We start from the raw sequence: 23,995 nt of genomic DNA, 5'->3' as shown, positions 1-23,995 counted from the left end.
TTGCCTTTTGCGAAAGTTTAACGGGAGCAAAGTTAACTGCAACATCAAAAACTTTTTCAGGGGTTAATGTTTCACCATCAACTATGACAAGATGCGAGCCTTTCTCTCTTTCCATGGCTTATTTTGTTTTGATTAACCTTACCGCAAACCCACCATCCATATCATGCTTATGAGGAAATGTCTCCATATAACCACCATTGGTTACAACTTCAGATGGGAGATAATTTCTTGCATCCTCGATTTCAAACTCGGGATGTTTATCAAGGAACGATTTAACGACCTCAATATTTTCTTCCGGTTCAATGGTGCATGTGCTATAAACAATCACACCACCATTTCGGACAAGTTTACTTGCAGTTTCAAGCAACTCAAGTTGTGTTTTAGCAAGATTTTTTATATCTGAAAGTTCTCTTTGCCATTTTATGTCAGGCTTTTTCTGGATCACTCCAAAACCTGAACATGGTGCATCAACCAAAACTTTATCCGCCACCCCAAAGTTAGCTGCAGTGGCGTCCTCAGCGATAAAATCAACATTCGTAAGTCCAAGTCGTTCACAGCTTTGCTTTACAAGATTTAATCTATGCTCATACTTATCAACGGCGATTATCTTCCCTTCGTTTTTCATCAACTCCCCAATATATGTTGTTTTCCCACCGGGGGCTGAACAAAGATCTATCACTGTCTCCCCAGGCTTTGGATCAAGCAATTTAACCACAAGCCCAGCGCTTTCATCTTGAATTGAGAAATAACCCTGACTAAAAAGATCTATATTGTAAATCCCGGAAAGATGCCCAACCTTTAAAAAGTTTTCAAGATATTTTGAGCGAACATATTTTATGCCACGCTCATCAAAAAGTTTTGCAAGCTCATCAGCATTTGTCTTTAAAGAGTTAGCTCTTACGACGATGGTTGGACGTTCATTATTCGCAGCAAGCAATTGTTGAAATGTTGATCAATTTTTTGAATCATTATATAACTCCAATCATTCCATCTCAGGGTTCAGTTGGTTCAAGTGGTGACCTTGTTCAGCTTGCTCACCTTGCTCTTGCAATGATGGGTGAAGGAGATGTTTGGGTTGGAAAGGATGTTGACCCGTCAAATTTGAAAAGGATGAAATCCACAACCGCTCTTAAAAAATTCGGGTTAAAACCACTTAAACTTTCAGCAAAGGAAGGGCTTGCTCTCATCAATGGCACACAAATGATGACAGCTTATGCATGTCTTATCGTTAAGCAAGCTAAAGAATTATGCAAAATTGCTGATATAGCTGCCTCGCTTAGTATTGAAGCTCTGAAAGGAACGGATAGAGCGTTTGATGAAAGGATTCATAAATTAAGACCTTATCCAGGACAGCAAAAAGTTGCACGAAATATTTTGAGGATGATGAAGAACAGCGAAATACGGCTTTCGCATCTTTACGATGACCCAAGGGTTCAAGATGCTTACTCTTTGAGATGTGTTCCCCAGATTCACGGTGCATCGAGGGATGCAATAGATTATGTTTACAATGTTGTTTCAATTGAAATAAATTCTGCAACTGACAATCCCCTGATTTTTCCAGAAGATAAAATTCATCTTGAGGGTGGAAACTTTCATGGCCAGCCAATTGCTCTTGCAATGGATTTTATAGCTATTGCTTTATCTGAAATTGCTAATGTGTCTGAGAGAAGAATTGAAAGGCTTGTAAATGCACAGTTAAGTGGATTGCCAAAGTTTTTGACAACTCAAGGCGGATTAAATTCTGGTTTGATGATCGCTCAATACACCGCTGCATCGCTTGTCTCAGAGAATAAAGTTTTATCTCACCCAGCGAGTGTCGATTCTATTCCGACATCGGCAAATCAGGAAGATCATAATAGCATGGGATCAATCGCAGCACAAAAAGCTTATAGGGTTTTGAAAAATGTTCAAACAGTTCTTGCGATTGAAATAATGTGCGCTGCTCAAGGGATTGATTTTGCGAGGGTTGATTCGAAGACTGGAAAATTGATGAAGTGCGGGGTTGGAACACAAGCGGCTTATGAGTTTGTGAGGGAGAAGATTAAACATCTTGATGAGGATAGAATTTTATACAACGATATTTTGAAAGCACTTGAAATTGTTAAAAGCGGAGAAATTATAAAAGTTGTTGAGAAAGCAATCGGAGAGGAGCTTGAATAACTTATGATTGATGGTTCGGTGAAAAAGGCATCTATCACACTTGAAAGTGACATAAGATATCTCAAAGGAATTGGGGGGAAAAGATCCGCAGCGCTTCGTGATGTCGGCGTTGAGAAGCTCATCGATTTGCTTTATTACGCTCCTGCTAAATATATCGATAGAAGTATGGTTGTAAGTGTTGCGAAGTTGAGAAAAAACTGGTGGGAGTTCCAACGCATTAATGCTGTTACATTTATAGGTAGAGTTGTTGATAAAAAAATCTTAGTTAGTTCAGGAGGGCGACAAATTCTTGAAATTGTGATTGATGATGGGACGGGGAGATTAAGTTGTACTTGGTTCAACAAAATTGAGTATTTCAAAAGACAGTTCGAGATTGGGGATCTCGTCGCAGTATTTGGAAAGCCAAGTGTTTTCAGGGGTAGAATAAATATCGTTCATCCCGAATTTGATTTCTTAACTGAGGCGGACAGTGTAAATATACATACTGGTAGAATTGTTCCAGTTTATCCTTTAACTTCAAAATTAAAATCGCTTGGGCTTAACACACTTAAACTTCGTGAGCTTATAAACTTTGTCATAGATAACTATATTGACTATGTGGAGGAAACTTTACCCGAAAAAATTCTCGCTAAATATGGGCTTGTTCCGTTAAAATTTGCCATAAGATCAATTCATTTCCCCGAGACGCATGAGGGATTACAACTTGCGTTAAAGAGGTTGAAGTTTGAAGAGATGTTTTTGCTTCAACTTCTCCTTGCGAGGAAGCATTACGAGTTGAAACATTTTGAGAAAGGCATTTCTTTCAAAAAGATAGGTGAGCTTGTTCACGGTTTCAGCAGGATCTTACCATTTAAACTAACGGAAGCCCAGCGGAGGGTCGTCCGCGAGATATGGAACGATATGAAATCTGACAAACCGATGAATCGTTTACTTCAGGGAGATGTTGGAAGTGGTAAAACGATCGTTGCTTTAATTTCAATGTTGATAGCGGTTGATAACGGCTATCAGGCTGCGTTCATGGCTCCGACTGAAATTCTTGCGGAACAGCATTACGCCACTTTTTTGAATTTCCTTGATTCCCTCCCTGTAAAAGTTCGGCTCCTTATAGGGAGCCTAAAGTCAAAGGAAAAGAAGGAGATATTGAGCGAAATTGAAAATGGGGAAGCGCAGATAATTATTGGAACGCACGCTTTAATTCAAGAAAGGGTAAATTTCAAGAATCTCGGTTTGGTTGTGATTGACGAACAACATCGTTTCGGTGTGATGCAAAGGGCAATGCTTATAGGAAAGGGTTATAATCCAGATGTTTTGATAATGACCGCAACTCCAATTCCAAGAACTTTGGCTCTTACAGTTTATGGTGATCTTGATGTATCTATAATAGATGAAATGCCAAGAAAAAGAAAAGTTAAAACAGAGATCGTCCCTGATACTGAAAGGGAAAGGGTTTACGAATTTCTTCGTTCAAAGGTTAGGGAAGGCCATCAGGCATATATTGTTTATCCTTTGATTGAAGAATCTGAAAAGCTTGATCTTGAATCAGCGATTGAAAACTATGTTCGCCTAAAAAATGAAGTTTTCCCGGAGTTTAACCTTGGTTTGGTTCACGGTAGGATGCCCGGGACGGAAAGGCAGGAGGTAATGCTTGCCTTCAAAGAAGGGAAAATTCAAATACTTATTGCAACGACGGTAATCGAAGTTGGAATTGATATACCCAATGCTACTATAATGGTCATAGAGAGCGCCGAAAGATTTGGGTTATCTCAACTTCATCAGTTGCGCGGTAGAATTGGTCGAGGGGAGAAGCAGTCATACTGCTTTTTAATAGCGAAGTCAAGTTTATTTAGAAAATCCTCTGATGATGCTTTATTTGAATTTGAAGATGAGGCTACCGAAGAAAGCAAGGCGATGGAAAGGTTGAAAATCATTGCATCAACAATGGATGGTTTTAAAATTGCTGAGAAAGATCTTGAGCTTCGAGGTCCTGGGGAATTTTTCGGCACAAAGCAAAGTGGTTTTATAAAGTTTAAATTCGCTGACATCGCAGCTGATAAAGAAATCCTTGAAATAGCGCGTCAGGAAGCATTTGAACTTATAAAGCAAGATCCGAATCTCTCAAAGCCTGAGCATGCGGGTCTTAAAAAGGAATTTTTAAAACGGTATTCAGATGAAGTTAACCTTGCAAAAATAAGTTAAAAGTAAAATGGAGCCACAAATGAATGATGAAATAAAGGAAATTCTGACAAAATATAACACAATTGCTATCGTTGGTATCTCAAATAAACCCGACCGCGATAGTTATATTGTCGCTGAATATCTTTTGAACCATGGCTATAAAATTATTCCAGTCAATCCAAATATCGATTCGATTTTCGGGCTGAAGGCATATCCTGACCTTTTAAGCATACCGGACGAAATTGATATAGTTGACATATTCAGAAGACCTGAGTTTGTTGATGAAGTTGTTGAGCAAGCAATTCAAAAGAAGGCAAAGGTCGTATGGATGCAACTCGGTGTAGTAAATGAAAGAGCAGCAAAGAGAGCTCAGGATGCGGGATTAAAGGTTGTGATGAATAAGTGTATAAAAGTTGAGCATATGTATAGATTTGGAAATTTTTAATAAACCGGAATTTTGATTATCTGTCCCGGCTTTAACTTTTTACCTTCAAGTTTGTTCAGTTCTACAATATCTTCAACGGTTATATTATACTTTTTAGCTATCGATTCGATTGTTTCATTGGGTTTAACCCGGTGGTTTATTGTTTTTTCCGGTATTACTATTATCTCGCCATTTTGAAATATAATCTTTGAGCCTCGATATTTATATTCTGCTAAGTTTAGTTCTTGTGGTTGAGCCTCAGCTGGTAAGGCGATTTGAAATTCTCCATCTGGAAGTGATGATTTTAAAATCCATGGGTTAAGATATTTTAAGGTTTTATAATTTGTTCCCTGTAATTTTGCCCACAAAGCAAGGTTTTGTATGGGACCTTTGACAGTGACATATTTAACTTTGGGTGGTTTAAAAAGTTTTGTTGTGTCAAGAACGAAACCATATCTATGGGCATTTGAGATTAGTTCTTTTATTGCTGCAACCCTAAAAACAAATCTCGATGTTTCTCTGTTAAGATGTAAATCAAAATAATTATCAACCCATTGAAAATCCAACGCATCTTTTATGCGAGCATCGCCAGCGTTGTATGCAGCAAGGGCAAGGGTCCAACTGTTAAATTTTTTATATAAATCTTGTAAATACGAAAGAGCAGCCTCAGTTGCTTTTTGTATATGAAGGCGTTCATCGATATACTCGTCGACTCTTAACCCATATTTTTTAGCTGTTTCAGGCATAAGTTGCCATAATCCTGCAGCTCCCTTACTTGAATATGCGTTTTCCAACAAACGGCTCTCAGCAATGGCTAAGTATTTTAAATCTGGATGTAAGCCTTTTTCTTTTATCTTGCTTTCAATGTATGGCATATACTTGCCACATCTCTTTAAATCAAGGACAAGTTGATTTTCATTAAACTCAATGTAGAATTCTCTCTCGAACCTTTCTCTTACATCTGGAATTTCGAGCGGTATTCTCTCCCCACATAGGAAGACTATATCCGGTGGATGAGTAATTGAAAGGTAATTTATAAAAGCCTCATTAGTTGACTTGGATTTATCTATTTCCTTTGAATCTTTCATTGAGATTAAAAGGACAAAAATGAAGGCGCCGACAGAAAAAATATGTAAAATTTTATTCATGATGTTTCAAAAGAGTTAGTTTTAGGGAGTTTATCCTCGTTCGCGTTGCATTTAAAATCGTTATCTTAAAGTCGTTAATTATAAACTCTTCACCTTTAGATGGAATTCTACCAATGTTATTTATTACGAAACCAGAAATTGTTTCGTAATCTCCTTTTGGAATGTTGAGATTATATTCCTCATTTAATCGATCGATCTCAACTAATCCATTCAGAATAAACGTATTTGAATCAACTTTTTGAATAAGATTTTTCCCTGTGTCAAATTCATCTTCTATCTCTCCTACAAGTTCTTCAATCACATCTTCAAGTGTTATCAAGCCCGATACCCCGCCAAATTCATCAACGACGATTGCCATACTTATGTTTTTCTCTTTGAAGTCCCTTAAAAGCTCAATACAGCGTTTTTTCTCAGGAACAAAGTATGGTTCCTTTAGGATTTCGTTGATATTTTTAGGATTTTTAAATAGGTCTTTAACATCTATGATCCCAATTATATTATCAATCGTTCCATCGTAGACCGGCAAACGCGAATGGCCGGAGCTTGAAAATGTTTCAACTATTTCCCTCATACTCATATTTTTTTCAACACCGATTATTTCCATTCTTGGCTTCATCGCAAGTTCAACTGGCATAGTTTCAAGTTTAAAAACTTTTGAGAATGGTATTTCAATTTTTATGTTCTCATTCATCTCACTTTCTTTAAGCAAAATTTCAAAATCTTTCTTGCTGAAAAATTGCTCGATCGTTTCAGTTTTCAGTTTAAGAATCTTCAAAATCCTTTCAGATGTGCTTTTTAGAATCTTCACCACTGGTAAAAATATAAAATAAATTAGTTTAAGAGGAAGTGATGCAAATAACACAAATCCATCGGCAGACTCTCGCCCAATAGTTTTGGGGATTGTTTCACCAAATATGAGAATTAAAAGTGTGATCAAGATTAAGATTGTAAAATCGTTTGAATTAGCGCTTGTTTTTAAAACGAAAGTTAGAATTGAGCTTAGAGCGATGTTAACGAAATTGTTTCCAATTAAAATAGTTATAAGGAATGTTTCGGGCTTCTTTGCAAACTCGTTTGCGATTTTAGCGGTTAAAGATTTTTGCGATTTTATTTCAAGTTTTATCTTGTTTGCGCTGATAAATGCAATTTCACTCGCTGAAAAAAAAGCAGACAGTGAAAGTAATATAAATGCTAAAACTATCTCAACTTGCATATGAGGTGGGTTTTATTTTGAAAAATAAAAAGGCACAGAGTAAAACTCCGTGCCTTTTGAAAAGAGTTAAAGAAACCTTAAGGCAAGGATTATTTTTTCAATTTAAATCTTATCGGTATCATCACGCGCACTTTCACAGGCTTTCCACGCTGTTTTCCGGGTTTAAACTTTGCTTTCATCACGGCAGCTTGAGCTGCTTCGTCGCAGCCTGCGCCAATCCCTTTGACTACATCAGCCCTTACGACATTGCCGTTTTCATCAACGAAAGCCATAACGTAAACAGTTCCTTCAACTCCAGCTCTTATTGCTATCTCTGGATATACTACATTTCTCTGGATTGATTCAAGACCACCAATTATCTCAGGCATTTCCTCCACCACCATGAAGAATTGCTCCTCAAACGGTATCTCTTCTTCTTTCTTGCTCAATTCCTCCTTTGGTGGAGGTGGCGCAACCTCTTTTGTGATATCAAGCTCTGAACTTATATCGATGTCGATATCACTTAAAGCCTCATCACTTGGGGCTTCAATTGGGATTGGTGGTCTTGGTGGTGGCGGTGGTCTATTTTCCTGTCTGGTTTGTGGAATTTCCTCCGGTTTGATTATTTCCTGCTCAACCGTTAAAATCTTCTTGCCACGCCCAATATCTTTCGGGAAAAACCTAAACGCAACAATTACCAACAAAAGCGCAATCACCAACCCAAGCTCAATCCACTTCCGCCACCTCAACCTTAAATCCGCTTCGGGCTTTTTGATAACTGGCATTTTTAACTAACCTCCTAAAAATGATTTTTTGTTTATGCTGCTTCTAAATTAAAAAAAATTAAACAATTTGTCAAATTTAATCCAAAACTTTCACTCATACAATAATAAATGCTAATTATTTCATTTTGAGAAATAAAAAGGCACAGAGTAAAACTCCGTGCCTTTTGAAAAGAAATAAAGAAACCTTAAGAGCGAGGATTATTTTTTCAATTTAAATCTTACCGGTATCGACACACGCACTTTCACAGGCTTCCCACGCTGTTTGCCGGGTTTGAATTTTGCTTTCATTACGGCAGCCACAGCAGCTTCGTCACAACCTGCACCAATCCCTTTAATTACCTCGGCTTTTACAACATTACCATTCTCGTCAACGAAAGCCATGACAATGACTGTTCCCTCAACTCCAGCTCTTATCGCTATCTCTGGATATACTACATTTCTTTGAATTGATTCAAGGCCACCAATTATCTCGGGAAGTTCCTCTACCACCATAAAGAACTGTTCCTCGAACGGTATCTCATCTTCCTTCTTGCTCAATTCTTCCTTCGGTGGAGGCGGTGCAACCTCTTTCGTGATATCAAGCTCTGAACTTATATCGATGTCAATATCACTTAAAGCCTCATCACTTGGGGCTTCAATTGGGATTGGCGGTCTTGGTGGTGGCGGTGGTCTATTTTCCTGTCTGGTTTGTGGAATTTCCTCCGGTTTGATTATTTCCTGCTCAACCGTTAAAATCTTCTTGCCACGCCCAATATCTTTCGGGAAAAACCTAAACGCAACAATTACCAACAAAAGCGCAATCACCAACCCAAGCTCAATCCACTTCCGCCACCTCAACCTTAAATCCGCTTCGGGCTTTTTGATAACTGGCATTTTTAACTAACCGCCTAAAAATGATTTTTTGTTTATGCTACTTCTAAATTAAAAAAATCAAAACAATTTTGTCAAGATTAATCCGAAACCTTCACCCATACAATATAACATGGATAATACAAAAACTGTTTCATCAAAACACATCTGTAACTTAAAAAATTCTAACTTGATTTTATTTTTGTACAGTTCTAAATTAAAACTGATTTAAAAACAAACCCGGAACATACCTATGAATTACCCATTTTGGGATGTTCCCTTAATTGGAGGGGGAATTCTAATTGGAATTGTTGCAATTTTACATGTCTTTGTAGCTCATTTTGCCATCGGAGGAGGGCTTTACCTTGCTCTAACAGAAAGAAAAGCGATCAAAGAAAATGATCAGAAATTGATTAATTACCTGAAAAAACATTCAAAATTTTTCCTACTTGTTACAGTTGTATTTGGCGCTTTATCAGGTGTTGGAATTTGGTTCACAATTGGACTTGTTCATCCATCTGCAACATCAACTTTAATTCACAGCTTTGTCTTCGGGTGGGCAATTGAATGGGTATTTTTTATCGTTGAAATATCCGCAATTTTAATTTACTATGCGACATGGGATAAGCTTGATCCAAAGACGCACAACACGATTGGTTGGATTTATTTCGCAGGGGCTTATCTTAGCCTTGTAATCATCAATGGTATTCTAAGTTTTATGCTCACATCTGGGAAATGGGTTGATATTCCATTTACTGAACCTTCGAAAAAATTCTGGGTTGGTTTTTTCAATCCATCGTATTTCCCATCTCTTTTCATAAGAACTGGAGTTGCCCTTGCACTTGCAGGTTTATATTCTTTAATAACAGCGACTCGGGTGGAAGACGAAGAGTTGAGAACTAAACTTGTTCAGTACTCAGGAAAATGGTTGGTTCCAGCCTTTATTCTCATCCCTGTGGCAGGGATATGGTATATTTCGATTATTCCACCGCTCGCCCGTGAAATTTCAATGGGTGGTGCACCAGCTGTGACTGTTTTTGCGGTGTTAAGCATTGTTTTTTCGCTTATCATTGCTTTATTTGCGTGGCTTGGACCCATTAAGACACCAAAGCAAACATCATTTGCATTTGCTTTGGGACTACTTGTTATTGGGTTTATGGTTACCGCTGTAACTGAATGGGTAAGGGAAGCAGTTAGAAAACCATATATAATTTACAACTATATGTATTCAAACGCTATCTTGAAAACGCAAGGTGATAAAATAAATGAAATTGGAGCATTAAACTTCGCCAAATGGGTTTCGGTTAAAGAAATAAATGAAGAAAATGTGCTTAAAGCTGGTGAGGAAATTTTTAGAGTTCAATGTCAAAGCTGTCATACCATTGATGGGTATAATGGAATAAAGAAACTTATAAGTGGTTGGAGCGAAAACTATATTGATTTTCAACTTCAGCATCTTGATATGTTGAAAGGATTCATGCCTCCGTTCTATGGGACGGAACAAGAAAGAAAAGCACTCGCTAAGTGGCTTTACAGTTTAAATGAGGAAAAAACAAAATAAATGGGTTTAAAAATGACACAACAAATTATCATCCCAGAACCTGATCCAATTCCGTTGCCAGCGCCGTACTGGCTCTTGAAGTTCTTGCTTGTTCTCACATTTATACTGCATATCATTGCTATGAATTTTGCACTTGGTGGCGGTATAATCACTGGCATAACTGATTTAATCGGGCGGAAAAAGAACAGTCAATTTCATCTCAATCTTGCTCGTTCTTTTTCAAAAATGCTTCCCATTGCCACAGCGTTTACTATAACGCTTGGGGTTGCACCACTATTATTCATTCAAGTTCTTTATGGACAGTACTTCTATACTGCATCTATTATTCTCGCATGGCCATGGTTGAGCGTGATTTTGCTTTTGCTTATCGGATATTATGGGTATTACATTTATCAATTTAATTTCGAAAAACTTCAAGGAGTGAGGGCATGGATTGTGCTTGGAAGCGCTGTTTTATTTGCGTTGATCGGACTTATCTACACAAATACTCTTGTTTTAATGTTAACTCCAGAGAAATGGGCACAAAAGTATTTCGCTAATCCACATGGGACTAATTTTAATTTTGACGATCCAACGGTAATCCCAAGATATTTACATTTTCTTGTGGCTTCGGTTTCAGTGGCAGGTTTGCTTGTGTTAATTTATGGTCTTGTCAAATTAAAAAGCGATGAAAGTTTCGGAAGATGGGCTGTTAGGTATGGTGGGCTCTGGTTTGTAATTGGTACTGTTGTTCAATATGCAACTGGAATATGGTTTTTGCTTGCTCTTAAAAAAGATCTAATGATGATTTTTATGGGTGGAAATGGAGTGGCGACCGCTGTTTTTGGTATCTCTGTATTGCTTTCGCTTGTTAGTTTAATTCTTATTTTGCTTTCTTTCAACGCTCAAAATCCGAGACCGCTTTCGATATTTGGCATTGTTTTGCTTTTCTTGACAATTGTTGGGATGGCTGTAATGAGAGATATTTTAAGGGATGCTTATTTGAGTGATTATTTCAAGCCAGAGCAATTCGAGGTTCAACCCCAGATTTCAGTGCTTATTGTTTTTGGAATTGTCTTCATTGCGGGTTTGATTACTGTTGGTTATATGCTGAACAAGGTTATAAAAGCTAAGCCAGTGACAACTTAATTAAACTGCCCGCCCTTATTTTTAAGGGCGGGCACTTAATCATTTTTTAAAATCCTATATCAAATCCGATAACCCATCTAAACTTTGCTCTTTTCTCTCCATTCAAAGGATGACTCACATAAATCGGGAAATCCACTCTTATTGTGTTTAAGCCAATCTCTGAAAAGATATTCGTTATAGATGACATTTGTTTAATCAAATCCGTTTTTATGCCGAAACCTAAGTCATACTTGATATTTTTGAAACTTGTTCTTTCATTTTGACTCCAAATTTTACCTGCATCGAAAAAGATTGTCGTTTTAAAAATATTTCCGATGATTGGCAAAGTTCTCATAAAAGGTAAGAGCGAGGAGAAGTTTATTTCAAGGTTTGCTGAATAAACTCTATCATCAGAGATGTTTTGATCCAGATACCCACGCAATCCAGCACCTCCAAATGGCTCGACATGCTTTCTAAAATCCGCTGGGAAAATTTTACTTCTATAAATTGGCACATATAACTGTTCTATCGGCGATGAAGTTGCAATGAAGAATTTCGTTTGATTTGGTATGCTTCCATTGCCATATCCACCAAATAATCTAAGTGAAATCGTGTATCCAGAACCAAGCTGAAGTTTTTGAACAATTTCTGAATAAACTTTTGAATAGTTAAAGTTGCTTAACATCGTCGATGATTCAAATGAAAGTGAAAATTTTGTTTGCAAGATTTCACTGTAATTAAAGTATGTATATCCCAAAATTAATCTCGTCAACCTACCATCATCCCATTTATAAATTGGATCTACATAGTTATTGTTGATTGATTTGAAGAGTTGAACTTTAAGTGTCAAGTTATGAAAGGGTGGAATTGTTAAGGTTTTTGAAAACCGCTTTCTGAGTCCAAAGCCACCACCATATCTTCCTTCAATTTTGAAAAGTTCGAACTCTGTAAATGTATTTTTACTTATTTCAAATGGAATTCTTCGATTATTGTTTAAATAAAAGTCAAGGTTATTCGTCCTCACACTGTAGAGAATCCAAAGTTTGTTAGAGATGACATCATCGAGATAAGATCCGTTAAGTTTTAAACCAATTTTAAAACCATCGGGAATATTATACCAAATAGAGGGTCTTAATCTCAACCAATATGCGTCAAGTGGAGCGATGATTTGAGATAAAGGGATAGTATTGTCGATTGAGATTTTAACCTTTGGAAATGGATATGTATTGTTCAAGCGATTTACATCAGCTATTCTCAAATCAGGATTAATTTCGGCTGAAACGGGCTTTGAAGGTAATTCGATTTTGATTTCATTTTCCCATTCATCATTTAGCCAAATATCAACGGGAAGATTTACAGTCGTAATTTCTCCATTTTTCATTTTTATTGCGATATCAATTGGCATAACTGCTCTGCCTTTTCTAATGACTTTTATCGTGGTCTCGTAAACTTCTTTTCCATCTTTTTGGATTTGTTTGGATTTCATTGACTTTATTCCGTAATCGCAAGTGTATGTCCTATGAAACCATTGGTCGAAGAACCATCTTAAATCTTTGTTTCCACTTACTTCCATTGCGAGATTGTAAAAATCTTCAGGATAAGGATGTTTAAATTTCCATCGGTTGTAATATTCTTTCATCAATTTTGAAAAGGTTGAATCGCCAAGCACATATTGAAGCATAAACATAACGGTTGCTGTCTTCGGGTAGAATGCGGTAGTAGCTGGATAGTTTTCAAGCCAGTGATCTGCATGTGTAGCTATGGGTTCTTCATAACCTGTTACAGCAAGTAGAAGGTATTGGCGTTGATTGTTCTCTCTTTCGTCAGTTGAAACTCCAGCGGAGCGAATGAACCATTTCGTTGTGTCGAGTAAATTATTTTTTCTCCCGTAATATGCTTCAAATGCAAGCGTAGTTATGAATGTATTAAATCCTTCGTCCATAAATGCAAATTCAGTTTCGTTGTTGCTTATCATCATTGGATACCATTGATGCCCAAGCTCATGAACTATGACCCCAAATAACCCTCTATAAGGTGAATTTGTTATGTTATAGCCAATGAAAACGATCCCAGGATATTCCATCCCACCACCAACGGCATAGCTTGACATGATGAATGCGTTTGGGTAAACATAGAGACCGAAGTTTTCGCTGAAGAATTTAATTGCGTGCAAACCAAATTTAACGGCTTCATCTTTCCAATGCGCTTGGTTACCTTTAAAGTATAAGGCGTGGATCATAACACCACCGTAGGGATGTTCCTCATTTTTCCAAAACACAGCATCCCAAATATATTTTTCGTATGCGCTAAAAGCAAAATCACGAACATTTTTGGCGATGAATTTCCAAGTTATATAAGTAGTTTTGTCCTCATCAGTTATTTTTCTCTCAGAGAAATCAGCAATGCGATAGATTTTTTCTGGATTATTTTTTGCCTCTTCAAGTTTTTGAATGACTGAATCTGGTAAGACCTCAGCAGGGTTTAAAAGTTCGCCACTGTATGCAACTATAAAACTTCTGGGGATTTCGAGTTCAACTTCAAAATCTCCAAAGTCATTGTGGAATTCTCCAGTGCCTATATATTGGTCTTTGTGCCAGCCATATTTATCATAAACCGAGATTTGTGGGTACCACTGTGCGATGTCAAAGCATCGGTTGCTGACGCCCGTTCTCATCCCTGGTCCTGGGGGCACTTCTGCTTCCCATTCAATTTTAAAGGTTATGCTTTCCCCTGATTTTAAAACCTGGGGTAGCTTTGCTTCAAGGATTGTATCGTCGATTTTGTAGTCAAGGGGTATCTCGTTTCCTTGTGAAATAATTGAAAACTTTTTCAATTGGACACCTTTATAGTCTTTTTTGAGTCTAGTGTACATCTTTCTTTTTTCTGCATATTTCCAGCCGTGACTATTTTGTTTAAAAAGGTTCCAGTATAGCCTAAAATAAACCTTATCGAGCTCGTCTGGTGAGTTATTTGTATAGATTAGGGTTTCTGAGCCTGTAATTATGTTATTATCTGGGTCGAGTTTGGCTTTAATCTTATAATGGACATGCTGTTGCCAATAGTTATCTTGCTGAGAAGGGAAAACCCAAGACGTGATAAATATTGATGTAAGAAGCGTTAAAATTGCTAACTTTTTCATTCTTACCTCAAATTTTATTTTTGTTTTTACAGACGAGATTTGAAATTTATATGTTTCAATTTTAAGTTTTCGGTTTAAATAAAGCAATTTTAAGTTCGGGTAATTTAGCGCAAATTAGGTATTAATTTGGAAATTGTGGCGGTTTTTTTTATATTTTAAAAAAACTTAACCTCCATAGTGGGCTTAAGACCCACTATTTTTTTTGATTTATGATGGATATTGAAGAAGTTAAAAGCAGGCTTAGAGAAATAATATTGCCAATTGTGGAAAATTCAGGTGCCTACTTGGTCGATATTAACTTAAAGGGAGTAGGGAAGAGGTTGATTGTTGAGGTTTTAGTTGACACGGATGATGGAATAACGGTGAAAAAGTGTGAGGAGATAAGCAAGCAAATTTCCGATGCTCTTGATTTTTATGACCCTATACCTGGGAGTTATAGACTCGAGGTTTCATCTCCCGGGGTTGGAAATCCATTTAAAGTTAAAAGGCAATATTTCACAAATGTTGGAAGATTTCTTCGTGTAAAGTATGTTGATGCTCCATCGAATCAAGTGCGAGAGGTTTTTGGCAAGCTTATTTCAGCCGGGGAGGAAGCAATTGAGTTAAAAGTTGATGATGATTTTCTTATTTTAAAATATGAACAAATTCTTGAAGCCAAAACTGAAATTGTCTGGTAAAATTAAATTAGAAGATTAAAATTATGAATCGTGAAATAGTTGAAGCATTTACACAGCTTGCAAAGGAGAAGAAAATTGAGAAGGACAAAATTGCATTTATCCTTGAGGATGTGTTCAAGACTCTTGTCAGAAAGAAATACGGTGAGGATTCCGAGTTTGATATAATTGTGAATTTGGAGCGAGGTGATATTGAGATTTACCTTTTGAAGGATATAGTTGAAGTGGTGAAGGACCCAACAAGGGAAATTGCGCTTGAGAAAGCACGTGAGGTTGACCCTACACTTGAACTTGGGGAAAAGTATGTTGAGAAGGTTGAATTGAAAGATTTTGGATTGCGCTTGGTATCGCAAGCGAAGCAGTTGTTTATACAAAGGTTGAGCGAATATGAAAGGGATTCGATTATGAAGGAGTATGAATCATATATAGGAGAAATTTTGATAGGTGAAGTTTATCAAGTTTACATGGGCAAGGATAATAAGCCGGAGTTGGTTCTCTTGATGCATAATAAAAATGAAATGATTTTACCACGTAGCGAAATGATACCAAATGAAAGATATAGAAAAAATGAAAGTTTGAGAGTTTTGGTAAAGGAAGTTAAACCACCGAGCCCGAAAGATGAGCGAAGGGGTGGAGGCCCGAGAATCATAGTTTCAAGAGCTGATCCGCAATTTCTTGTCAAGTTATTTGAACTTGAAATACCCGAAGTTTATGACGGTGTGGTTGTCATAAAGGGGGTTGCGCGAGAGGCAGGTAAAAAGTCAAAGATTGCGGTAGCATCGACCGATGAAAGGGTTGATCCAGTTGGTGCATGCGTTGGGATGAAAGGGGTGAGAATTCATTCAATAGTAAAGGAACTTAACAATGAGAATATAGATGTAATTGCTTACACTGATGACCCAGCACTTTTCGTTGCAAGGGCTTTACAGCCGGCAAAGCCAAAGTGGATTGAAATTGACAGTAAGGAAAGAAAAGCGATAGCTTATGTTCCCCCAGAGGAAGTTGCATCTGCTATAGGTGATGATGGTATAAATGTTCGGCTTGCTTCTGAACTAACAAAGTACGATATTGAAATACTTTCAACTGAAGGAGAGAAGAAGGATGTTCAGAAAATTATTCGTTTATTTGATTTGAAAGATCAAATTGGAGAGGAAATTTATCAGCGACTTAAGGACGCTGGAATCGAAACAAATAGAGATTACCTTGCGCTTTCGGATGAGAACATAAAATCAATTCTTTCCGGGGTGCCGGGTGTTGATGATAAAAAGATCAAAAGGTTAAGAAACATAATAAGAAAAGCTTCAAGATAACTTTTAAATAAACGTAAAAGACATGCCTAAGAGAATATATCAAATAGCGAAAGAGCTTAATATATCGTCTGATGAACTTGTTAGTTTCCTACAAAAGCAAGGTTTTGATGTGAAGGGCTATATGTCGCCCGTTGATGATAAAATGCTTGAGATAATAAATAAACACTACAAACACGAGCGAGAGCAAGCAGAGCGTCAAAAGAGAAAAAGAGAGAAAGAAGCAAGAGAAGTTAAACCTGCGAAAGTTGAACCGCGTACCGTTGTTGAGGAAATTGAGACAAAGTTACCCGCTGAACAGAAAGAGGTTGAACCAACACAAGTTGTTAAGATCGAAGCGGAGGAGCCAAAGCCCGAATTTGTCCAGCCTGCCGAGGAAGTGGCAGTACAAGGTTCGGAGCCTGTAACAGCGGAGGAAAAATCAGCGGAGATTGCTGTAAGTGAAATTAAAGAGGCAAAGGATGAAACGAAGGATAAGGTTGAGCAAGTTGAAGAACTTGCACAAAAGCAGGCTGAAACCGTTATAGAAGAACATGCTGAAGCCAAAGGTGAAACAGCTGAGTTAAAAGAAGCACCCGCTAAACCCGAAGAAAAACAGGCGGAACCAGTTGGTTCTGAAAAAGCCACAGGAATGGTTTATGTCAAGGTAGAGGAGAGGAAGGAATTTAGGAAGGATGATAGAAGGAAGAGGTTTGAAGCGGAAAGAGAAAGGGATAGAAGAAGGGAAAGAAGAAGGGGTAAAAGGCGCAAGGAATTCAGAGAGGAAAAGCCAGTCAAGGAAGAGACAACGGTTAGCGATGTTATCCATGCCCCTGAGGTAGAGGCGATAAAAGAAGAGACACGAAAGAGAAAACAAATAAAGGAAAAAGAAGAAAAGAAAAGGAAAATCGTTGAAATAGACGATTTTGAAATAAAGAAGCCGTTAAAGAGGAAAAAAAGTAGAATTGAAATTGATGAGGCTGAGATTTTACGTAATATTGATCAAACGCTTGCTGAGATGGAGGATTCTGGTCCAGATATAAGGGAGATAATTAAAAAGAGAAAGAAGAAGGAAAGACAGGAGAAGGAAGAGAAAAAGGTAGAGCAAATCGAAAGGGAAAAGAGGAAGATAAAAGTTGCCGAATTTATCACAGTTAATGAACTTGCAAATATCATCGGGGTTTCAGCAAGTGAGATAATTAAGAAGTGTCTTAATCTAGGTCTTGTTGTTTCAATAAATCAGCGACTTGATTTTGATACGATAACTCTAATTGCAAGTGATTACGGTTTTGAAGTTGAAAGGGCTGAGGAATATCTCGAAGATATAATTGAAGAGGAGCCAGATCACCCCGAAGATCTTGAGCCGAGACCGCCAGTTGTGACTATCATGGGACATGTCGATCATGGTAAAACAACTCTTCTTGATTACATAAGGCAAAGCAATATAGTAGCTGGTGAAGCTGGTGGTATAACACAGCATATAGGTGCGTATCAGGTAACACTTCCAAATGGTAAACAAATTACATTTATCGATACTCCAGGACATGAAGCATTTACTGCTATGCGGGCTCGAGGTGCGCAGGTTACAGATATCGTTGTTCTCGTTGTCGCAGCAGATGACGCTGTAATGCCCCAGACCGTTGAAGCGATAAACCACGCCCTTGCTGCGAATGTTCCTATAATTGTTGCGATAAATAAGATTGATAAACCAGGAGCAAACCCAGATAAAATAAAACAGCAACTTGCCGAAAGAGGAATTTTGGTTGAAGATTGGGGTGGTAAGTACCAGTGTGTTGAAATCTCCGCGAAATACGGGAAGAATGTAGATTTGCTTCTTGAGAAGATTTTGTTAGAGGCGGAATTAATGGAGCTTAAGGCGAATCCCAAAAAGAGAGCTCGTGGTGTGGTAATTGAATCAAAACTTGATAAAGGACGTGGTCCCGTTGGAACTGTTCTTGTTCAAACTGGAACTTTGAAAATCGGTGACCCCTTTGTTGCTGGAACTACATTTGGAAGGGTAAGAGCTATGTTTGACGAAAGAGGGAATAGAGTTGAGATAGCTAAACCATCAACACCTGTCCAAGTTATAGGGTTTGATCAATTGCCTGAAGCAGGTGATTCATTTATAGTGGTTGAAGATGAGAAGAGAGCAAGAGAAATTGCAAATAGAAGAGCTCAGTTGAAGCGGGAACAGACATTTAGACAGTTGAGAGCTGTATCATTAAATAAGTTATCTGAACAGATTAAAGAAGGGAAAGTTAAGGAGTTGCCAATTATAATTAAAGCAGATGTTAATGGATCTGTAGAAGCTTTGTCTGACTCATTGATGAAACTTTCAACTGAAGAGGTTAAAGTTAGAATTATTCATAGGGCTGTTGGAGCTATAAGCGAATCCGATGTCTTGCTTGCTCAGGCGTCTGGAGCGATTATAATTGGTTTCAATGTCAGACCAACATCTGGAGCTAAAAAGCTCGCAGAGAGCGAAAATGTTGAAATACGGCTTTACAATATAATCTATAATGTGATTGAGGATGTTAAGAAAGCTCTTGAGGGAATGCTTGAGCCAGAAAGGCGAGAAGAATTTCTTGGCACAGCAGAGGTTAGAGAGGTGTTCAAGATTTCAAAAGTTGGGACGGTTGCAGGTTGTTTTGTAACCGAAGGTAAAATTTTAAGAAGCGCCCGTGCCCGACTTATAAGAAATGGAATTGTGATTTATGATGGTAAAATTGCTTCGCTTAAAAGATTTAAAGATGATGTAAAGGAAGTTGAAGCAGGGCTTGAGTGCGGTGTTGCGCTTGAAAATTATAACGATATAAAAGTTGGCGATGTAATAGAAGCTTATAATATACTTGAGATCAAAAGAAAACTTGAAGAGGTGAAAGGGTCGTAGATTTCTGAACTTAAAATGAGGTTTGAGAATGAACAGCATAAGAGCAGAGAGGGTTGCTTCACTTATCAAGGAGGAGATATCTGATATAATTTCCAAGATTCTTGAACATGAAAGCGTTGGATTCTGGACGGTTACGAATGTGAGGATGAGTCCCGATTTAAGGTATGCAAAAATTTATATAAGCATTTACGGGGATAAGGTGATCCAACAAAACACGATAAGGAAGATTGAATCTTTTAAGAAAAACATAAGACAACGGCTTGGGTCGAGGTTAAGATTAAGATTTGTTCCTGAAATAGAATTTTATCTTGATGATACGCTTGAGCATGTGGATAGAATTAATGCTCTTTTAAAACAAATTGAAAATAGGGAAAAGAATAATAGAAGTGACGAGGTTGGCTCAGAAGATAAGGGAGGGTGAAATAATTCTTGTGAATAAACCGTCTGGATGGACATCTTATAGAGTTGTTGATAAAATCAAAAGATGGTTTAAGGTAAAAAAGGCAGGCCACGGGGGAACTCTTGACCCTTTTGCAACTGGTTTATTGATAGTTGCAACTGGAAAGAAAACAAAAGAGCTGTCTAAGATAGCAGAACTTGATAAAGAATATGAAGGTGTTATGGAGCTTGGCGCTGTTACGATTAGTTATGATCCTGAGACTGAAATAGTTGAAAGACGAAATCTTAATGGTATAACTGAGGAAGTGATTAGAGAAAATGTAAAGCGTTTCATCGGGGAGATTGAACAAGTTCCACCAATGTATTCTGCAGTGAAGTATAAAGGTAAACCGTTATATAGTCTTGCGAGAAAGGGAATCACTGTGGAGAGGAAGCCGAGGAAAGTTAAGATCTATGATTTTCAAATTTTGGAGGTTAATCTTCCCGAAGTTCGCTTTAGAGTGAGATGTTCAAAGGGAACTTATGTCAGAAGTCTTGTTTATGATTTTGGAGAAAGTTTAGGGTGTGGAGCTTATTTAAAATCTCTCGTCAGGACGAGGATCGGTGAGTATAAACTTGAAGATGCTTTAACGATCGAGGAACTTAAGAAAATTTCATCGCAAGGAACGGATGGAGGTGGTGAGAAACATAAATAAAATTGTCAAGGACCCCAATTCAATTGTTACAGTCGGTGTATTTGATGGGGTTCATATCGCCCATCAGGAAATTTTGAGAAGGATGAAAGAAGAAAAGCTTAAAACGGGAGCGAGGACGGTTCTTGTAACATTTGACCCGCATCCGCAAGAAGTTTTACATCCAAATGAAAAATTTTATATCTTAACGACGATTGACGAAAGGATTGAGCTTTTGAGTGATTATGATCTTGACATTATTTTTGTTGTAAATTTTACGCCTGAATTCTCAAATATAACTGCTGAAGAGTTCTGCAAAGAAATAATGCTTGGGAGGATAGGATTGAGGAAAGTCATTGTTGGATATAATCACGCTTTTGGTAAAAATAGGGAAGGTAATCCTGAAAAGCTTAAAGGGTTTGGGGAAAAGTATGGGTTTGAGGTTGAGTTAATTCCACAGCTTCTTGTTGAAAATAATCCAGTTAGCAGTTCGAAAATAAGGTCAATTTTGAACGAAGGGAACGTTAGACTTGCATCTAAGTTGCTTGGGCGGTATTATTTTATAAATGGAGTTGTCGTCAAAGGAAGTGGTCGTGGCAAAGAACTCGGCATCCCTACAGCGAACATTGAGCCGATATCGTTAAGAAAGCTTATGCCGAAAAATGGAGTTTATGTTGTAAGAGTTACGATAGATAGAAAACATTATTTTGGGCTTATGAATATAGGTTACAGACCGACTTTTGAGTTAGATAGCGAAAGAGTTGCAGAGGTAAATATATTTGACTTTGATGAGGAGATTTATTTCAAACATATAAAAGTTGAGTTTATAGACAGGCTGAGGGATGAAATGAAATTCCCGACTCCAAGGGAATTGGTTGAGCAAATTGAGAGAGACAAAAAGGACGCAGTTAAATTAATTGAAAAGGAGTTTTCAGTGATATTCTGATTTAACTTTGAAAAACAAAAATAAAAAGGAGATATGCCATTGACAAGCGAACAGAAAAGAGAACTTGTCAGGAAGTATGGTAAACATGAAAAGGACACTGGTTCCCCAGAAGTTCAAATTGCGATTCTTACAGCTAGGATCAATCAGCTTGCTGAACATTTTGAAAAGCATCCGAAGGATAAGCATTCGAGGATGGGCTTGATTAAAATGATAGGTAAGAGAAGACGCTTGTTAAGGTATCTTGAAAGAACAAACTATGAAAGGTATAAGCAAATTCTTGAGGAACTTAATTTAAGAAAATAAAAGAAATCAAAGGATGGTGGCGAGATTATGAGTTATTTAAAGAAAGAAATTGAAATTGGTGGACGCATTCTCTCATTTGAGATAGGAAAATATGCGAAGCAAGCTGATGGCGCCGTGATGGTAAGATACGCGGATACTATGGTTTTAGCTACTGCAGTTGCATCGGAGGAGCAAAAGAAAGATATTGATTTTATGCCCCTTTCGGTTGAGTATAGGGAAAAGACATCTGCAGCAGGAAAAATTCCCGGTGGATTTGAAAAGAGAGAGGGAAAACCGACGGAGAAAGAAATTTTATCGGCAAGATTGATTGACAGGGCTTTAAGACCCCTATTCCCAAAGGAATTCAGAAGTGAAACTCAAGTGACGGTGACGGTTTTTTCTTTTGACCTTGAAAATGATCCAGATATTATTGGAGGAATTGCAAGTTCAGCTGCTTTGATGATCTCTGATATTCCATGGAATGGACCAATTGCTGAGGTTAGAGTTGGACGAATTGACGGGCAGTTTGTTATAAATCCAACAATCCCACAGCTTGAGAAAAGCGATATTGATCTTGTTGTGGCTGGAACAATTGATTCAATTGTGATGGTTGAAGGTGAAGCGAAAGAGATATCAGAGAAAGATATGGTTGAGGCGATAAAATTTGCGCACGAATACATAAAGAAGATTTGCGAGGTTCAAATTGAGATTGCCAAGGAAGTTGGTAAGCCAAAGAGGGAAGTAGTAAAGGAGGAAATACCAGAGAGAATCATAAACGATGTTAAAGAGATAGCTGAGGCGAAGATAAAAGAACTTAACAGAACACCTTTAAAGAAGCTTGAACGGGCGGAAAGGATGGAAACAATTGTAAAGGAGACGATAGAATCTTTAAAGCAGAGATATTCATCCGAGATGGTTCAGGATGAGTCTGGGAATACTATACCATTGATAGCGCTTTATCCAAGTTTCGAGTTCTGGGTAAAGCAAGTTATTGAGGAAATTGAGCGAGTTGATATGAGGTATATGGTTTTGCGTGAAGGTAGGCGAATCGACGGGCGAGGTTTAAATGACATAAGGCCAATAACTGCAGAAGTTGGAGTTCTGCCGAGGACTCATGGTTCAGCATTATTCACAAGGGGTGAAACACAATCGCTTGCGACCGTTACGCTTGGGACAAAAATGGATGAACAGTTAATCGATACATTATTGCCTGAGTATACAAAAAGATTTATGCTTCATTATAACTTCCCACCGTTTTCAGTGGGTGAGGTAGCTCCGTTTCGCGGTCCAAGTAGAAGGGAAATTGGCCATGGGAATCTTGCTGAAAGGGCTTTAAAGAATTTGATACCGTCTGAGGAAGAATTCCCTTACACCATAAGGGTTGTTTCTGATATACTTGAGTCGAACGGTTCATCTTCAATGGCGACCGTTTGTTCTGGAACACTTGCCTTGATGGATGGTGGGATCCCGCTTAAAAAGCATGTTGCTGGAATTGCAATGGGTTTAGTTAAGGAGGGCGATGAGGTTGCAATTTTAACGGATATACTCGGCAATGAGGATAAGCTTGGGGATATGGATTTCAAAGTTGCTGGAACTCGTGATGGGATAACAGCATTTCAAATGGATATAAAGATAAGTGGTATAAGCTATGAAATTTTCGAACGAGCGCTTGAGCAGGCACGAGAGGCAAGGATGAAAATTCTTGATATACTTGAGAAGACAATCCCAAAACCGCGCCCTGAGATTTCTCCCTATGCGCCCAGGCTTATGACTACAAGGATTCCAGTTGAAATGATTGGTTGGGTTATCGGTCCAGCTGGGAAGAATGTTAAAATGATGAAACAAGAATTCGGCGCTGAAGTCTTTATTGAGAATGATGGTTTGGTTTGGATAAGTGGTCCGAGTAAAGAAGCATGTGAAAAAGCAAAGCAGATGGTTGAACAACTTGCTGAGGTTCCCGAAGTTGGAAAAATTTATAAGGGAATTGTGCGCAAAATTGTTGATTTCGGTGCTTTCGTTGAAATTTTGCCTGGTAAAATTGGACTGCTCCATATCTCAGAGATCGATCACAAGAGGATTGAGAAGGTTTCTGATGTTTTAAAAGTTGGAGATGAAATTGAAGTTCAGATATTGACAATCGATGATATGGGGAGATTTACTTTAAGTAGAAAATCTTTGATTCCAAAACCAGATTCACACCAAAGACAAACTCAGCCCACCTCAACTTATAAATCAAGAAGATAAAAAAATCTGTGGGTGTCCCAGCCCGCAGATTTTTTATTTTTTATTGTTGCATTTGGGGGTTAA

19 protein-coding genes are annotated in these 23,995 nt (G+C 37.9%); 13 read left to right on the top strand and 6 right to left on the bottom strand.

The genetic code is table 11. The features are described 5' to 3' along the window. Window positions 1-118 precede the first annotated feature (118 nt). Window positions 119-937: an RsmB/NOP family class I SAM-dependent RNA methyltransferase gene (locus AWW78_RS01385; RefSeq protein WP_075426011.1), complete on the bottom strand. Its 819-nt coding sequence runs from the start codon at window positions 935-937 to the stop codon at window positions 119-121. Window positions 938-945: 8 nt separating this feature from the next. Here AWW78_RS01385 and AWW78_RS01380 point away from each other — a divergent pair, with 8 nt between their 5' ends. The 3 genes from AWW78_RS01380 to AWW78_RS01370 are packed head-to-tail and all read left to right on the top strand — an operon-like array spanning window position 946 to window position 4,780. Then, window positions 946-2,160, top strand: coding sequence for an HAL/PAL/TAL family ammonia-lyase (locus AWW78_RS01380; RefSeq protein WP_082359532.1), 1,215 nt, complete (start codon window positions 946-948; stop codon window positions 2,158-2,160). 3 nt (window positions 2,161-2,163) lie between these two features. After that, the gene (gene recG, locus AWW78_RS01375) at window positions 2,164-4,356 is read left to right on the top strand and encodes an ATP-dependent DNA helicase RecG (protein ID WP_047133907.1); all 2,193 of its coding nucleotides are present in this window, start codon (window positions 2,164-2,166) and stop codon (window positions 4,354-4,356) included. A 7-nt stretch (window positions 4,357-4,363) separates the two neighbouring features. Further along, window positions 4,364-4,780 carry a CoA-binding protein gene (locus tag AWW78_RS01370; RefSeq protein ID WP_047133906.1) on the top strand — a complete coding sequence of 139 codons (417 nt, stop codon included), beginning with the start codon at window positions 4,364-4,366 and terminating at the stop codon, window positions 4,778-4,780. Here the strand turns inward: AWW78_RS01370 and AWW78_RS01365 are convergent. From AWW78_RS01365 to AWW78_RS01350, 4 genes are all read right to left on the bottom strand, one after another. Next, on the bottom strand, window positions 4,777-5,907 hold the full coding sequence (locus AWW78_RS01365) for a lytic transglycosylase domain-containing protein (protein WP_075426009.1): 1,131 nt from the start codon (window positions 5,905-5,907) through the stop codon (window positions 4,777-4,779). The genes AWW78_RS01370 and AWW78_RS01365 overlap by 4 nt on opposite strands. Continuing rightward, window positions 5,900-7,120 (bottom strand): hemolysin family protein, encoded by a 1,221-nt coding sequence (locus tag AWW78_RS01360; protein ID WP_047133905.1) that lies wholly within the window; start codon window positions 7,118-7,120, stop codon window positions 5,900-5,902. The genes AWW78_RS01365 and AWW78_RS01360 overlap by 8 nt, the downstream gene beginning before the upstream one ends. Window positions 7,121-7,209: 89 nt before the next feature. Beyond that, a complete protein-coding gene (locus AWW78_RS01355) occupies window positions 7,210-7,884 on the bottom strand; it encodes an energy transducer TonB (protein WP_047133904.1) in 675 nt (224 codons plus the stop codon). A gap of 198 nt (window positions 7,885-8,082) precedes the next feature. Further along, entirely contained in the window at window positions 8,083-8,757 is a 675-nt protein-coding gene (locus tag AWW78_RS01350; RefSeq protein WP_047133903.1) for an energy transducer TonB, read from the bottom strand. Window positions 8,758-8,986: 229 nt separating this feature from the next. Between AWW78_RS01350 and AWW78_RS01345 the strand changes: the two genes are divergently transcribed. Together AWW78_RS01345 and AWW78_RS01340 are read left to right on the top strand one after the other, a co-directional pair. Then, a complete protein-coding gene (locus AWW78_RS01345; RefSeq protein ID WP_047133902.1) occupies window positions 8,987-10,294 on the top strand; it encodes a c-type cytochrome in 1,308 nt (435 codons plus the stop codon). A 12-nt stretch (window positions 10,295-10,306) separates the two neighbouring features. Beyond that, window positions 10,307-11,422: a hypothetical protein gene (locus tag AWW78_RS01340; RefSeq protein WP_047133913.1), complete on the top strand. Its 1,116-nt coding sequence runs from the start codon at window positions 10,307-10,309 to the stop codon at window positions 11,420-11,422. Window positions 11,423-11,468: 46 nt separating this feature from the next. Here the strand turns inward: AWW78_RS01340 and AWW78_RS01335 are convergent, their stop codons facing one another. After that, the gene (locus AWW78_RS01335) at window positions 11,469-14,540 is read right to left on the bottom strand and encodes a M1 family aminopeptidase (protein ID WP_141653873.1); all 3,072 of its coding nucleotides are present in this window, start codon (window positions 14,538-14,540) and stop codon (window positions 11,469-11,471) included. A gap of 209 nt (window positions 14,541-14,749) precedes the next feature. Here AWW78_RS01335 and AWW78_RS01330 point away from each other — a divergent pair, with 209 nt between their 5' ends. From AWW78_RS01330 to AWW78_RS01295, 8 genes are read left to right on the top strand one after another with little or no spacing between them, the layout of a single operon-like run. Further along, window positions 14,750-15,217, top strand: a complete 468-nt coding sequence (locus tag AWW78_RS01330) for a ribosome maturation factor RimP (RefSeq protein WP_047133900.1) — start codon at window positions 14,750-14,752, stop codon at window positions 15,215-15,217. 23 nt (window positions 15,218-15,240) lie between these two features. Continuing rightward, window positions 15,241-16,524, top strand: coding sequence for a transcription termination factor NusA (gene nusA / locus AWW78_RS01325; RefSeq protein WP_047133899.1), 1,284 nt, complete (start codon window positions 15,241-15,243; stop codon window positions 16,522-16,524). Between the two features lie 22 nt (window positions 16,525-16,546). Beyond that, window positions 16,547-19,390: a translation initiation factor IF-2 gene (gene infB / locus AWW78_RS01320; RefSeq protein WP_047133898.1), complete on the top strand. Its 2,844-nt coding sequence runs from the start codon at window positions 16,547-16,549 to the stop codon at window positions 19,388-19,390. Window positions 19,391-19,418: 28 nt separating this feature from the next. Further along, the gene (rbfA, locus tag AWW78_RS01315; RefSeq protein ID WP_047133897.1) at window positions 19,419-19,811 is read left to right on the top strand and encodes a 30S ribosome-binding factor RbfA; all 393 of its coding nucleotides are present in this window, start codon (window positions 19,419-19,421) and stop codon (window positions 19,809-19,811) included. Next, window positions 19,777-20,484, top strand: a complete 708-nt coding sequence (gene truB, locus AWW78_RS01310) for a tRNA pseudouridine(55) synthase TruB (protein WP_047133896.1) — start codon at window positions 19,777-19,779, stop codon at window positions 20,482-20,484. Before rbfA ends, truB begins: the two co-directional genes overlap by 35 nt. Next, window positions 20,459-21,406 carry a bifunctional riboflavin kinase/FAD synthetase gene (locus AWW78_RS01305; protein ID WP_047133895.1) on the top strand — a complete coding sequence of 316 codons (948 nt, stop codon included), beginning with the start codon at window positions 20,459-20,461 and terminating at the stop codon, window positions 21,404-21,406. The genes truB and AWW78_RS01305 overlap by 26 nt, the downstream gene beginning before the upstream one ends. Before the next feature lie 33 nt (window positions 21,407-21,439). Continuing rightward, window positions 21,440-21,709 carry a 30S ribosomal protein S15 gene (rpsO, locus tag AWW78_RS01300; RefSeq protein ID WP_047133894.1) on the top strand — a complete coding sequence of 90 codons (270 nt, stop codon included), beginning with the start codon at window positions 21,440-21,442 and terminating at the stop codon, window positions 21,707-21,709. 27 nt (window positions 21,710-21,736) lie between these two features. Beyond that, on the top strand, window positions 21,737-23,932 hold the full coding sequence (locus tag AWW78_RS01295; RefSeq protein WP_047133893.1) for a polyribonucleotide nucleotidyltransferase: 2,196 nt from the start codon (window positions 21,737-21,739) through the stop codon (window positions 23,930-23,932). Window positions 23,933-23,995: the final 63 nt, after the last annotated feature.

It is taken from the genome of Candidatus Kryptonium thompsonii (assembly GCF_001535985.1).
Lineage (GTDB): Bacteria > Bacteroidota > Ignavibacteria > Kryptoniales > Kryptoniaceae > Kryptonium > Kryptonium thompsonii.
The sequence above is the reverse complement of the archived record's forward strand: the minus strand, read 5'-3'. Positions and strand labels throughout refer to the sequence as shown.

Bases quoted from the DNA above. Each gene is read 5' to 3' on its own strand.
- AWW78_RS01380 (WP_082359532.1), top strand. From the start codon at position 946: ATGTTGATCAATTTTTTGAATCATTATATAACTCCAATCATTCCATCT.
- recG (WP_047133907.1), top strand. From the start codon at position 2,164: ATGATTGATGGTTCGGTGAAAAAGGCATCTATCACACTTGAAAGTGAC.
- AWW78_RS01370 (WP_047133906.1), top strand. From the start codon at position 4,364: ATGGAGCCACAAATGAATGATGAAATAAAGGAAATTCTGACAAAATAT.
- AWW78_RS01365 (WP_075426009.1), bottom strand. From the start codon at position 5,907: ATGAATAAAATTTTACATATTTTTTCTGTCGGCGCCTTCATTTTTGTC.
- AWW78_RS01360 (WP_047133905.1), bottom strand. From the start codon at position 7,120: ATGCAAGTTGAGATAGTTTTAGCATTTATATTACTTTCACTGTCTGCT.
- AWW78_RS01355 (WP_047133904.1), bottom strand. From the start codon at position 7,884: ATGCCAGTTATCAAAAAGCCCGAAGCGGATTTAAGGTTGAGGTGGCGG.
- AWW78_RS01350 (WP_047133903.1), bottom strand. From the start codon at position 8,757: ATGCCAGTTATCAAAAAGCCCGAAGCGGATTTAAGGTTGAGGTGGCGG.
- AWW78_RS01345 (WP_047133902.1), top strand. From the start codon at position 8,987: ATGAATTACCCATTTTGGGATGTTCCCTTAATTGGAGGGGGAATTCTA.
- AWW78_RS01340 (WP_047133913.1), top strand. From the start codon at position 10,307: ATGACACAACAAATTATCATCCCAGAACCTGATCCAATTCCGTTGCCA.
- AWW78_RS01335 (WP_141653873.1), bottom strand. From the start codon at position 14,540: ATGAAAAAGTTAGCAATTTTAACGCTTCTTACATCAATATTTATCACG.
- AWW78_RS01330 (WP_047133900.1), top strand. From the start codon at position 14,750: ATGATGGATATTGAAGAAGTTAAAAGCAGGCTTAGAGAAATAATATTG.
- nusA (WP_047133899.1), top strand. From the start codon at position 15,241: ATGAATCGTGAAATAGTTGAAGCATTTACACAGCTTGCAAAGGAGAAG.
- infB (WP_047133898.1), top strand. From the start codon at position 16,547: ATGCCTAAGAGAATATATCAAATAGCGAAAGAGCTTAATATATCGTCT.
- rbfA (WP_047133897.1), top strand. From the start codon at position 19,419: ATGAACAGCATAAGAGCAGAGAGGGTTGCTTCACTTATCAAGGAGGAG.
- AWW78_RS01305 (WP_047133895.1), top strand. From the start codon at position 20,459: ATGGAGGTGGTGAGAAACATAAATAAAATTGTCAAGGACCCCAATTCA.
- rpsO (WP_047133894.1), top strand. From the start codon at position 21,440: ATGCCATTGACAAGCGAACAGAAAAGAGAACTTGTCAGGAAGTATGGT.
- AWW78_RS01295 (WP_047133893.1), top strand. From the start codon at position 21,737: ATGAGTTATTTAAAGAAAGAAATTGAAATTGGTGGACGCATTCTCTCA.